Below are 12,304 nucleotides of genomic sequence, written 5' to 3' on the forward strand. Positions count from 1 at the left end.
CTTGTTGTTTCGGTCATAAGGGCGTTTCTTTCGATATCGTCTCATGACCTCAACACACAAGAAATCTGACAGGCTCGTTTGAGCGCAAGCGCACCCGCGGGCTCGAAGCTAACTCCGCAATCGTCTGGCGTTTGGGTCGGGATATTCGTAGCCCGCAGGTGCATGTCCCGCCTTCACTGGCAGCGAAGCTGCCAGTCCCAAAGTATCGATGAAAGCGGGACGGACTACCTATAAAGGGTCGCTATGCGACCCACAGCCATCTCACAGACCGAGCACTGAACCGAGAATGAGTCCATACACCGTCTTCGAAACGACCACCCGCCATAAACTTGCTAGATTTTGCAGCCTTCGGCACCACCGATCGCACTGATGTCGGCCAGCCCCTCTGGAGCGTCTATGGCAGCCTGGAGAAGAGCTCTCTCGAACACCGCAACCTCTCGTGCACCTGACAGGTAAGATCTCCCGTTCAACACGAAGAGAGGCACACCGTTGGCAACTCGATTCGCGGCCATCTCGTCGTGTGCGTTCTCCGCTACGATACGGCTGTCATCGAAATTGATCTGACCTCCGGTCCCTACGTCCTTCGCAATACCGCTAAGGACGCTCCTATCAAAGATGTCAAGCCCTTCCGTGGTGGCTGCAGAGAAGATCCGTTCGATTAGCCGGTGCTGTTCGGCGGGGTCGGCCAACTTCACCAGCATATGAGCGTCGGTCGTATCGCCAAACCGCATAGTGCTGAAGTTGTACACCAAGCTTTCGATGGCGCCCATCTGAGTGACTGCATCCATCATCCCGTCGGCAGCGATTCGGTTACCAAATTTCTTGTAACGCGCGCTGCTGAAATCCTCGGGGACCAAGCCTCGCGCAAGCCGGTAGGATTCTTGGAGACCACCACCTCGACCGTACCCGCTAGGGCCTTCGCCGCCTTCTCTAGGCGGCGCTTTTCAATCCAGCACCACGGACACACGAAATCTGACCAAACCTCTACATTGAGTCGCTTCATGAAATTGCTCCTGGGTTGGAGATGGCAATGCGGCATCCTTCGGCGTCGACGAAACGCCTACCGCAAAGAATTGCCGCCGGAAATGAAGCACCATGGCGCAGAGCATTCGCGTGGCTGCACTCCACTCTGCGGTGAATGGCGGAGTGAAGGTGGCTTTTGGAAGCCCCTCTGAAAGCCGAGACTACGTCAGTATGTCAACCAGCTTTGCAGTAATCTCATCCACAGTCCCTAACGCATTTATCTTCCGATACCTGGTCGACCTGCAGCGGAGCAAACACACGGCCCTCGCTCAACGCCGCCAGCATCTGGCGCTAACGGTCTTCGCGCATCCATCGATGCACCATGTTCGGGTTCAGCCCGTGGCTGAGCGCAACCCCCGCCACCGAAGCTCCCGCCGGGCGAACCTGTTCCGGGACCATCGCCTTGAATTCGGCATTGCACTCCCGCCGGCGCGGCCGCTCTACCGTCGACACTTGATCCATCGTCTCCACGATCCTCCTTCGTGGGGACGATGCTTGATCGCTTCGATCGATTCAAGGTGGAGGAACTGGACGCTTACGACGAAGGGGACAGGCAGTCGAGTGGCGGCGGAAGAATCGGGCCGCGCTGCGCTACCTCTTCACCGTTGGCCTCCTACCCGGAATTCTGGCGGCAGTGACGGTAGGCGGCTTGCTGGTGTATCTGCTTCGAGTGCCGTTCCCCGTTTTGCCAGCAGCAGTAATCGGATGTTTAGTGTGCTTCGGATTCATTTGGCAGTTTGGGAAGACGCACCGGGCCCTGGCGCCATTTCCGCGACTTCGGCAGTGTTTTGCCGTTTTCGGATTGATTAGCTTTGGTGCATTGGGCCTTGTTAGGGAGACCGGCTCCACGCTCTATCAGAACTACGTACAGAGCAACCAGGAGAAGCTGCCGGGCGCTATCACTTCGTTCTAGGCGGCGAGAAGAAGGATTCGGTCACCAAGGAGTGAGCCGTCTTAGCGCAGACGTCGGATTGGTCCATGCACCTCCGCATCGTTCTGGCGCCTCACCTTGAGCGAATCATTCGGCTGTCGAACGGATCGGTAGTCGGCAGCAGCACCGTTGACAAGACCATTGCTTCCGGCTGCTTGGGCCACACTGATCCTCCGGCTTGGGGATGGGATTGTCTTTCCAGGATTCTCCACATCGGAACGCAGATAGGCCTGCGCCCGGGAGAATCCATGCCGGAAGGCGATGCCCATCGTGGCTACATCGAGTACTGCGCATCCATCGTGCACCAGATTCCCGAGCTCAAGGTGGAACGCCCTGGCAAGGTGGTTGCCCTTCCGCCCCCGGATCTTTCGGCGCTGGGCGATACCACGCTGCGACAGGCGCTGCATGAGCGCCAGACTTGCCGCTCGTTCGATGCCGAAGCGCTTCCGCTTGGCGAAGTCTCAACCGCCCTCTGGGCAACGTTCGGCACGGTGCATGGTGAGACGCGGGAGGACCTCGAAGCGCAAGGATTGATGCCGATCGCATACCAGCGTACCTCCCCATCCGGAGGATGCCTTCACCCGAGCGAAGCTTACCTTGTCGCCATGCGGGTATCCGGCCTTACGCCAGGCATCTATCACTATCGCTCCCATCGACACGAGCTGTTCATCGTCCAGCAAGGCTTCGCGCCGCACGAGCTCGGGCCGCTGCTTTGCGCACAGACCTTTGCCAATGACCTGTCGTATGGCGTTTTCGTGACATGCCGGGTCGACAAGATGTGGGGGAAGTATCCCCATTCCCGCCCGCGCCTATCGTGTCGCACTGCTCGATATTGGTTGTCTGACGCAGACGTTCCAGCTTGTCTGCGCTGCATGCGGCATTCAATCGTGGCCGACGGGCAACTTCACGGATCACGCATGCTGTTGTCCGGTGAGCAAACCTCAGAAGCTGATTGTAGGCGTCAGCTCGTGGAGTGCTTCACTTCATAGGATCTACAGACGGATATCAACGGAAGTTGGCGTGGCGAACAGCTTGGGTTCCTTTCCGAGCGGAAACCCGATCACGTACAGGACGTTAGCTGGCATTGGCCTGTCCGGGTCCGAGCCCCCCTTCAGCAGCACGTAGCGCTCGGCATAGCGTAGCGAAACGCCAAGCGTCTTGAGCACATCGATGTTGGCTTGCATCGTGTCAGCCGCCTCGCGCTTCTGCGCTTCGGTGTAGGCGTCCAGGCCATCCCGGTAGTCGCGGAAATATTCCATCAGCGCGGCGAAGCGTTTATCCGCTTCGCCGCCCATCTCGAAGGCCAGCTCCGACATGTCCATCGTGCTGGTCTGCGCCAGCTCGGCCAACTGCTTACCCGTGGTCAGCGGAATCGCCGCGAAGGTGACGTGCTCGAGGTCGAACTGTTCCTGCGCAGCCTTGAGTTCGTCTTCCGGTGGAATCGCGAATGGCTTGTTGAGCGCGTCGATGTCCAGGAAATCGAACGCGCTGGCCAGCGCCCGGCAGGTGTCGGCGTCGGCCGGCCAGCCTCGCTCGACGCGCTGAACGGTTCGCAGGTTGAGCCCGGCGATCACGGCCAACTGCTCCTGAGTCCATTGCCGGGCGTCGCGGAACACCTTGATGCAGACAGCTAGCTCGGCGGCGGTCAGCAGGCGTACTGGTGGCGTGTTTTTCGTCGCATTCATTTCGTTGCTCCTTCGTTATCGACTGGCGTGGCCGCACCTGGCGAGGGGCCAGAACGCAAGCAAGAGACCGACAGCGGCCAGGACTGCCACATAATGAGCAGGCGCCATGGTGTTGTAGTCGCAAGCGCTCAGTGTGCGTGCCAGAACCGGCAAAACGCCGCCCGGTGCGTCCAGGTGAATCTCATTCAGCTTGGCATTGATACGCCGTCGGTCAGTGCCCGGCTTCGTGCGGGTCTTGCGGGCCCGCCACAGCGGGCGAGCCGGTTCCCTCAGTCGACTTTCGACCCATTGACCGGTGCCAGGCTGGTGTACTCTCGACCGCGTGAGCCGAACGTGCCGGTTCATGGGCGGTCATCCATTGCCAAAGCACGCCCGTCTGCGCGCCGGTTACGCGTATTTTGGCAAGCTCCAGCCAGCACGCCAGCAAGCAGCGTCGCTGTCGCGAGAATTTCCATGCGATGGGCGGGATGCCAGACCATGGCCGCGAGGACACCGAGAATCACCACGACGACCGACCACGTCAACCACGGGTAGCCCCACATACGCAGCGGCAGCTCTGCCGCGCGTCGTTCCAGTACTGCGCGCATGCGCAGCTGCGATACTGCGATCACGAGGTAGACCAGAAGCGCCACGGCGCCAGAGGTAGCCAGCAGGAACGCGAAGACGCGTTCTGGCATAAGGTAGTTCGCCAGCACGGACACGAAAGCGAATGCGGTGGACACCAGTACCGCGGCGCGCGGTGTGCCACACGCGGCAGTCCGGCTTAGGCCGCTCGGGGCATCGCCCCGCGTCGACAGCGAGAACAGCATGCGCGAGGCAGTGTAGAGCGCCGAGTTCAGGCAACTCATTACCGCTGTCAGAACGATGACGTCGACGATCGCCTTGGCGTGCGGCACGCCGAGTATCTCCAGCGCGCGCTGGTACGCCCCATGGGTGACGAGCAGCGGGTCATTCCACGGCACCAGTGCAACAACAATGAAGATCGAGCCCAGATAGAACAGCGAAATGCGCCACACCACCGAGCGCGTCGCGCGCACGATTTGCCGGGCCGGGTGTTCCGCTTCGGCCGCCGCAATGGTGACGATCTCCGCCCCCATGAATGCGAACATCGTTGTCAGGACGACAGCGATGACAGCATGTGGGCCATTCGGCATGAACCCGCCATAGTCAACCAGCCGCGCCACGCCCGATACCTGAGCCCCCGGAAGCAAACCCAGCACCGCCAGACCGCCTATGGCAATGAACGCCACGATGGCGACCACCTTGATGAGCGCGAACCAGAACTCGAACTCACCATAGTTCCTGACCGAGAACAGATTGGTGCCGGTCAGCGCGAGCGTGATCGCCAGCGCAAACGTCCACTGGGGTACGGCGGGCAACCAGGCGCTCAGAATGGCCGCCGCCGCTGTCGCTTCAATCGGGATCACGAGGACCCAGAACCACCAGTACAACCAGCCAATCGTGAAACCGGCCCAATGTCCGATGGCGCCGTCCGCGTAGGTCGAAAACGATCCGGTATCCGGCTGTGCCACAGCCATCTCGCCCAGCATGCGCATGACCAGCACCACCAGCAGCCCAGACATGGCATAGGCCAGCAGCGCGGCCGGGCCGGCCTCGGCGATAGCTCGCCCGGAGCCTACAAACAGTCCGGCGCCGATGACGCCTGCAATCGAAACCATCGTGACGTGACGCGGCTTGAGTCCATGGCTCAGCCCTTTCCCTGACGGGTTCATGTCTCTCTCCTCGGTGAAGCGCGACCTAAATGAGCCGCCACGTTGGTGCTCCTATGACATGGAAATTGACCGCAGCTGGCGTTTCAGCATGCCGCGGTCGTCTGACCCCAAATGCGGCATGCCGCATCGCATTGACGCGAACAACGGGGTTCTGCAGATGGCCCACTCGATCAATCGACGATCGACCCACTGGACTGTGCCAGCCGGGCGTACTCGCCTAACGACCGCGTTGGCCGGAAGTACCGGTCACGAAGAATCGGCCTCTTGAGCGGCCCAACGATGGATGCCAGGTCGGACAGCTTCACATGGCCCAGTTCGGGCATGCCGATACCCACGTCGCACAGACCGTAGGCGGTGTCACCGTCGGCCGGGTCGAGCGCGGCCAGTAGCCAGGTCGCATGCGCATCGGGGGTAAACAGCCGCACCACGGGCAGCGGGTCGCAAGCATGGCCGGCTACGTATGCCTGGCCGTTTGCTAATAGCTGCCCGCGTTGTTCGGCGGTGATGAGGGGTTGGATCATGGTCATTGGCTCCTAGAAGGTTCCGTGTAAGTCAGAGCTAGACGATATTCGGTGCACGCTGCGGCGAAAAAATGCTCAACGGCTTTGCCCGAGCCGCAATGACACCCGCAGTCCGATAGCGTAGTCCTATGAAGTGCCCGCGCTGGGACGGAGTGGTCCACCGCACACAGATAAGGATTTCTAGGACCTTATCCTGGGCCGGCTAATTATAAACTAGAAACGATATTTTTAGCTTGTAAAGTTGATCGCAAGAACGGCACGTCCACACAGAATGGCGAAATGCCCACCGATGCCGACAAGCAAGCCTTTTCTAATCGTCTGCGATTGGCGCTACGCCGCGCCGAGCAGGAGGTTTCCGGTCCCACCGAACTCGCGTTACAGTTCAATCTTCGCTACAGATCGGGGACGCCTGTCTCGGCACAGACCACGCACAAGTGGTTGTCAGGAAGGGCGATTCCGACCTCAGATAAGATCGCAGTTTTGGCTGAATGGCTTCAGGTGACCGAGCATTGGTTGCACCATGGGCCGCCCCCAGTCACCAAAGGTCGAGAACCGCGAAAGACCGAGAAGGTGGGCCCTGAGCTGCTAGCATTAGCCCACAAGATTCAGACCTTGACGCCTCACAGGCGATATCTCATCGAGGAATTGGTAGAGCAGTTGCGCCAAGAAGCCCAATTGGGCGGCTAGCACAGGGTCCCGCCGCGCAGCATTTGTCAATGGTGCAGAGAGCCATTGTTCGCTCTTACTATGGATGCCAGGTCGGACAGCTTCACATCGCCCCAGATCGGGCACGCCGATACCTTCGTCGCGCAGACCGTAGGCGGTGTCACCATCGACCGGGTCGAGCGCGGCCGGTAGCCAGGTCGCATCGCGTCCGGCGTAAAAAGCCGCACCACAGGCAGCGGATCGCCAGCGTGGCCGGCTGTGTACGCTTGGCCGTTTGCGAGCAGTTGCGCGCGTTGTTCCGCGGTGATGAGGTTTAGGATCATGGGTCGCAGCCTCCTGGAAGGTTCGCCCCACGCGGAGCAAGGCGATGCTGGACGCACGTCCCGGCCTACGAGCTTCTGGCGCATCGACGGCTTCATCGGCACGGTTCGCACCCTGACGCTCAACGTCAAGGTCCGGTTCATCCCCAACGACAAGGCGAGCGAGAACGCCCCCGACTTCCGCGTCCAGGCGGCCGGTGGCTATGACCGCGGCGCGGCGTGGAAGAAAGTCAGCCAGTCCGAGCGGCCCTACCTGTCCGTGACCCTTGATGATCCTTCATTCCCGGCGACGATATACGCCCGGCTGATCGAGAAAGATGATGGTACGCACAACCTGAACCAAGGTCGCGCCGATCACGTCCTTGTTGTGATCCGATCCGCGGGGGCCGGGCTGGTTGCACGGCTTGCGGCCGAAACGCAGTGGAGGACCTGCAGGCGCGAACAATTTGCTGCGCGAGGAAGCCGCGCAGCGGCGGGGAAATCGTTTGCGCCGGAGGGTTGCGGCCATGAAGACTGGGGTGCAGCCGCGCCCGCCGCAGGATGCACAACAGCTAAAGGACGCATGGTCCGATCTCGCGGAAAGGCGCCATGGCCGACTCGGTATCCCCGCATAACGGCGGCACCAGCTGGGCGCCCTGAGGCAGGCAAGGAGCAGTCCCTCAACGACAAGTGAGAACGCCGCTGCCGCGTATTGCGGCGGCGGCGTCGAAGCGCAGCGTGGAAGCTCCATAGAGGCAGGCGGCTTATTCGTGAAACGCCCTTCATGACGTGGTGGGCGACGAATGGCTGTGCGCTTTCGCACAACCTGTTGCAGCAAGCTAGGGCGTACCCGAATCGATTTCTGGGCCATGCCTATCCGCGCCGGACATGCTCTCCGGCCAGGACATCGCCCCGGGCAAGTTCCAATTCCCCCCGAAACCCGGCACGCCTCGCTCATGGCGCGGAATCTGCTGCGCACCCGATGCAGCGCCGTGGCGCGCCACACCCAGCGTCCGTTGCCGCCATGAGGACGTCAGCGAGAAGCTGGATATCGTGCCGGCGGAATTCTTCGTGCACCGCCACATCTATGGCAAGTTGGCCTGGCTGATGCTGCCAACGCCTGATGCAGGAACCCGCTGACCCCCAGATCATCGACGGTGGCCTGCCCGCAGCCGGGCTGGTCGCGCGCACGCTGATCAGTCGCTTCGTCAACCACCTGCCGTACTGCCGCCAGGAGACGATCAATGCCCGCTCCGGCGTACACACGCCGCGCTCAACATTGGCTGCCTGGTCCGGGCGTGCCGGTGCGGCGCTGGAACCGCTCTATGAAGCGCACAAGCGCTTCGTACTTGCAGCAAGGGTTCTGCACGCCGACGAGACACCGGTGGCGATGCTCGACGCGGGAGCCGGCAAGACCAAGCGAGGTGAGCACGAGCTCGCCCCCTTGAGCAGCGAGCAACGTCTGGTCAGAAGGCACAGCGACGCCAAGCCGCTGTGGGCGGAACTGTATACCTGGCTGCAACTGGAGAGGTCACGTGTGGCCGATGGCTGCATCACAGCCAAGGCACTCGACTACAGCCTCAAGAACTGGCCAACGCTGACGCGCAACCTCCTCGATGGGGAGGTGAGCGTGGACAACAACAGCCTGGAGAACCTGATCCGTCCATGGGCCTCGGGGCGCAAGGCATGGTTATTTGCGAGCAGCGAACTGGCCGGTCAGCGCGCCGCGGTCGTGATGAGCCTGGTGCAATCAGCCAAGCTTCAAGGGCACGATCCATGGGCCTGCATCACCGATGTGCTGACCCGCTTGCCCACCGACCTGAGCAGCCGCATCGACGATGCTGCTTCCCCACAACTGGCGTCCCCCACGCTGAGCGCGCCTGCCCTCTCACAACCGATCTCAACCGGCAAGGTGGGACGGCGAGACGCTTACACGATCTCCGCCAGGCTAGCAAGTGCATCCCGGCGCGCTGCCGTCGGGGATGCGGGCCGCGCCTCTCGCCTCTGGCGAGGCACAGCTATCCGGCGGGCTGTGGATCCGAAGTAAATTCGCGGGCTTCGGAGCGGGCTTGTCGTCCTGGGCCAGATATCTCCGAGCTTGGACTGGTTTGCCAAGCTCATGCGCCGTCGACGCGGCCGGCCCAAAGCTTGCCAGAGACTTTCCCTCAGGCCATCGCCGCCGGCGGACGATCGGTGTGGGTGATGTCTTCAAATACGGACGATGCCTCCAGCCTCATCCGCGTCAACACAAGGTTGCCCTCGCGCGAGGCCAACCATGCCGGACAAAATCCCCTCGCGCTTTGGTTCGGCCGTGTCCTTACGCTTGAGGAGAAGGCGAATCCAGTCGACCTAGTCTGCGCAGCGCGAGTGAAGGGACTTTCGGGGGAGTTCATTCGGGTGGAACCGATGGTATGGCCGCCACGCCGGGCGCTCATGAAATCTGGAACGAGCGACCGCTGCCGATTGCCGTATTCCAGTCGGGCAGCGTCGCCCGTGACAATGCGATCCGTAGCCTGGAGCGAGCCAGGATCGCCTACCGGATGTCCTACGAGAGTCCGAGCCTGCTCGGGCTGCTCAGCATGGTCGAAGCAGGATGGGCGGTGGCACCGCTCGCGCGATGCGCAGTCCCACAGCATTTCACCATCCTTGGCCAGCCGCAGGGACTGCCCGAACTCGCCTCGTTGGAGCTTGTCCTGGCGCGCAGCGCAAAGTCCCATCGCCCGCCTCGCGACTTCCTGGCCGAACAGATCATCCTGGCGAATTCAGAGTTGGCATGGTCCCTGGGCCAATTCATGTTTGGCGTATGGCCTCCTTGCGCGCCTGAAGGCCGCAGCTCTCCTGCCTGGCTGATCGTGTCAGCGCGCAAAAGATTTCGGAACTGCACCGGTAGTCGGCACGGTCAAGACGATACAGGCTCGGAACCAGATTGACATTGTGCGCGTAGCCCAAAAGCTGTCCGCGTTGGCTGGCCGACTTCTCTGGCGATGAGTGAAAGGGGGGGACAGCGTTGGGCGGGCGGTCTCCCCCGCCATTAGTCTGTCGAAAACTTGCGCGTACAGCTCAATAATTATCGGCATTGCGTTTTGCTATGCATTTCCGGGCGGTACAAATGGAGGTGTCGATAAAATCGTTAAAAATCAGTGCCTTATTATGCCCCCGGGCGCCGTCCGTTAGCCGGGCTTCAGCCGCAGCCGTTTTGGTCTCAGGTGGGCGGCCCGGCAACACCCACGTGCGCGGCGTGGCCTGCATCCGCTGGGGTTTCGACACCCACGGCACGGATGCCTTAGAGGTGGTCAGCAATGCGGCAATAGGCGGGACTGCCCGGCCCCTGTCGTGGAATGACTTCCTTCCCGCCGACGATGTTGGCCTGGGCCTGCGATGCCCTTGCGGACGGAGAACACCACTTACCATTATCCGAATAATGGTAAGTGATTAGCTGGATATAATGGATCACAAGACCGAGAACCCGGCGCTGGCTTTGCCCGGTCTATGCGCTGGCCGCCCGGCCACCGTCGCCGGGCCCTGCCATTGACGCGGCCCAGACTACCCCTGCCCCAAGCCTCCCATGAATACGTCGCCCCTCACGCCGAACGCACTGCCTAGCCCAGTATTGCCGGGCGGGCTTTCCGACGCCCAGCTGGTGCGCGCATGGCTAGACGCCAAGGCCGCCGCGGGTCTCGGTCTGCGCGCCAGCACCTGCAGTCAGTACGAGCTCGAGGCGCGGCGCTTGCTTTGGTATGCGGACGCGCAGGGCCGGCCTCTGGCCACCTGGCAGGTGACTCATGCCAGCGACTACCTTACCTTCTTGCGTGACCCGCCCGCGCACGCGATCAGCAACGGCCGAGTTCGCCGCGGCAGCGCGGCTTGGCGACCGCTGCGCGGCCCGCTTTCCGAAGCATCGCGACGCCAGAGCGCAGTCATCGTGGGTAGCCTGTTCGACTGGCTGGTACGGGTTGGGGCTCTGCGGATCAATCCGTTCGCGCCAGTGCCGCGAGAGCGCTCTGCCACAGGGCCCGGCTCCCAGCGGAGGTTCCTCGAACTGGAACAGGTGGCAGCGGTATTCGAAGCGATTGAAGCACGCCCGGCGCCGACGCGGTGGGCGCAGCTACACCAGGCGCGCGACCGCCTGCTAGTTGCGCTGCTGTTCCAGACGGGGCTGCGCGCCTCCGAGGTGGCTGCACTAACTTGGGCGGATTTCGAACGCCATCCTGGCCGGTCCCGTGCGTTCTGGACCGTGCGCATCCGTCAAGCCAAGGGGGGCAACGATCAACTGGTGCCCTGCGACAACGCGATGGACGAACTGGCACGCTTTCGCCGTTTGGTAGGGCTGCCGCCCATGCCTAGCACCACCGACACCGCAGCAGTCATCCCGGCGATCGCCGGTGGGCGTCAACGCGCTGTGCCGCCGGTCGATCCGTTTGAGCTACAGCGAAAGCTGAGCCGGCCGCTTCGTACGCGCCAGGGAATCTATGCCATCGTGCGTACAGCATTTGCGGAAGCGGCCGACCGTCTGGAGCGGGAGGACCGCAGCGAAGAGGCGGCCAGGCTCCGAGGTGCGTCGACGCACTGGCTGCGGCATACGCATGCCACGCATCTGCTACGCGCCGGCGTGCCGGTAACCGACGTGCAGCGCGCCCTGCGACACCGCGACATCAACACCACGCGGCGGTACACCCACGAGGCGCTGGAAGATGTAGCTTTTGCGCTGGCCGGCAAAATCCCGGGCGCCGCGTAGCGTGTCAGACGCCAGCCATTCCTGCGCTCTCTCGCTGTGTGGGGCGGTTGCCTTCGGCTGGCCGTGGAAGGCGGTGAAGAACCGGGTGCGAGAACACTCTATGGCTCTGCCCGGTGAGCAATAAATTCCCTGCGGTTGGGTCGAAGTCAAGCTGACCTAGCATTGGCGCATGCGGTTATGTGGCCGGGGTACGTCCGCGCTTGCCATACCGTTGAGAGGCCGGCCGTCGCACCTGGATCGAGCCAATATTTTCCGGGGACTCCGCGGCGGAGGAGGCACCAAGCGGACTCGAATGCCGGCGTCGCCCAACGCGGGAAGGTCGGTGAGCCGTGCGGGGCACCGTCCCAACTTGGGAAGGTCGGCGAGCCGTACGGGCACCGTCCCAACTTGGGACGATTGGCGAACCATGCCGGGCACCGTCCCAACTTGGGAAGGTCGGCGAGCCGCACTATGAGCGTCCCCGGTTAGGAAAACTAGCAGCCGTAGATGGGACCATCACAACTTGAGGTGGTCGTAAAGCGGGCCTAGCAGCGGATCAACTTGGAAGGTCTGCGCGTGCATATCTGGCACCGTCCCAACTTGGGAAGCTTGGCGAGCCGTGCGGGGCACCGTCCCAACTTGGGAAGGTCGGCGATCCGTGCGGGGCCGTCCCAATTTGGGAAGGTCGGCGAACCGTGCGGGGCACCGTCCCAACTTGGGAAGGTCGGCGAG

General features: G+C 62.2%; 10 protein-coding genes and 4 pseudogenes. 7 read left to right on the forward strand and 7 right to left on the reverse strand.

Features of this window, described 5'->3' with window-relative positions; translation table 11 throughout:
- Window positions 1–332: 332 nt before the first annotated feature.
- The 3 genes from AC3WL8_RS27000 to AC3WL8_RS27010 form a co-directional block, all read right to left on the reverse strand.
- Window positions 333–770, reverse strand: coding sequence for a DsbA family protein (locus AC3WL8_RS27000; RefSeq protein WP_492379167.1), 438 nt, complete (start codon window positions 768–770; stop codon window positions 333–335).
- Between the two features lie 17 nt (window positions 771–787).
- Entirely contained in the window at window positions 788–1,003 is a 216-nt protein-coding gene (locus tag AC3WL8_RS27005; RefSeq protein WP_492379168.1) for a DsbA family protein, read from the reverse strand.
- Between the two features lie 311 nt (window positions 1,004–1,314).
- Window positions 1,315–1,494: a transposase gene (locus AC3WL8_RS27010; RefSeq protein ID WP_492379169.1), complete on the reverse strand. Its 180-nt coding sequence runs from the start codon at window positions 1,492–1,494 to the stop codon at window positions 1,315–1,317.
- Window positions 1,495–2,001: 507 nt separating this feature from the next.
- Here AC3WL8_RS27010 and AC3WL8_RS27015 point away from each other — a divergent pair.
- A complete protein-coding gene (locus tag AC3WL8_RS27015; protein ID WP_492379170.1) occupies window positions 2,002–2,943 on the forward strand; it encodes a nitroreductase family protein in 942 nt (313 codons plus the stop codon).
- Window positions 2,944–2,946: 3 nt separating this feature from the next.
- Here the strand turns inward: AC3WL8_RS27015 and AC3WL8_RS27020 are convergent, their stop codons facing one another.
- The 3 genes from AC3WL8_RS27020 to AC3WL8_RS27030 form a co-directional block, all read right to left on the reverse strand.
- Window positions 2,947–3,639, reverse strand: a complete 693-nt coding sequence (locus AC3WL8_RS27020; RefSeq protein WP_492379171.1) for a helix-turn-helix domain-containing protein — start codon at window positions 3,637–3,639, stop codon at window positions 2,947–2,949.
- Between the two features lie 341 nt (window positions 3,640–3,980).
- The gene (gabP, locus tag AC3WL8_RS27025) at window positions 3,981–5,372 is read right to left on the reverse strand and encodes a GABA permease (RefSeq protein WP_492379172.1); all 1,392 of its coding nucleotides are present in this window, start codon (window positions 5,370–5,372) and stop codon (window positions 3,981–3,983) included.
- Window positions 5,373–5,542: 170 nt separating this feature from the next.
- Window positions 5,543–5,893 carry a DUF2958 domain-containing protein gene (locus AC3WL8_RS27030; RefSeq protein WP_492379173.1) on the reverse strand — a complete coding sequence of 117 codons (351 nt, stop codon included), beginning with the start codon at window positions 5,891–5,893 and terminating at the stop codon, window positions 5,543–5,545.
- 279 nt (window positions 5,894–6,172) lie between these two features.
- Here AC3WL8_RS27030 and AC3WL8_RS27035 point away from each other — a divergent pair, with 279 nt between their 5' ends.
- The gene (locus AC3WL8_RS27035) at window positions 6,173–6,580 is read left to right on the forward strand and encodes a transcriptional regulator (protein ID WP_492379174.1); all 408 of its coding nucleotides are present in this window, start codon (window positions 6,173–6,175) and stop codon (window positions 6,578–6,580) included.
- Between the two features lie 56 nt (window positions 6,581–6,636).
- On the opposite strand, the pseudogene AC3WL8_RS27040 reads toward AC3WL8_RS27035, so the two are convergent.
- Window positions 6,637–6,882: pseudogene (locus tag AC3WL8_RS27040) on the reverse strand (DUF2958 domain-containing protein); the annotation flags it as partial.
- 82 nt (window positions 6,883–6,964) lie between these two features.
- Between AC3WL8_RS27040 and AC3WL8_RS27045 the strand changes: the two are divergent.
- The 5 genes and pseudogenes from AC3WL8_RS27045 to AC3WL8_RS27065 form a co-directional block, all read left to right on the forward strand.
- A pseudogene (locus AC3WL8_RS27045) lies at window positions 6,965–7,231 on the forward strand (DUF736 domain-containing protein); the annotation flags it as partial.
- Between the two features lie 515 nt (window positions 7,232–7,746).
- Window positions 7,747–7,998, forward strand: coding sequence for an IS66 family transposase zinc-finger binding domain-containing protein (locus tag AC3WL8_RS27050; protein WP_492379175.1), 252 nt, complete (start codon window positions 7,747–7,749; stop codon window positions 7,996–7,998).
- Window positions 7,982–8,732: pseudogene (locus AC3WL8_RS27055) on the forward strand (IS66 family transposase). The gene AC3WL8_RS27050 and the pseudogene AC3WL8_RS27055 overlap by 17 nt, the downstream one beginning before the upstream one ends.
- A 457-nt stretch (window positions 8,733–9,189) precedes the next feature.
- Window positions 9,190–9,611 (forward strand): annotated as a pseudogene (locus AC3WL8_RS27060) (LysR substrate-binding domain-containing protein); the annotation flags it as partial.
- Between the two features lie 812 nt (window positions 9,612–10,423).
- Window positions 10,424–11,593: a tyrosine-type recombinase/integrase gene (locus tag AC3WL8_RS27065; protein WP_492379176.1), complete on the forward strand. Its 1,170-nt coding sequence runs from the start codon at window positions 10,424–10,426 to the stop codon at window positions 11,591–11,593.
- Window positions 11,594–12,304: the final 711 nt, after the last annotated feature.

This window comes from Cupriavidus sp. FW305-F7, from assembly GCF_058782875.1.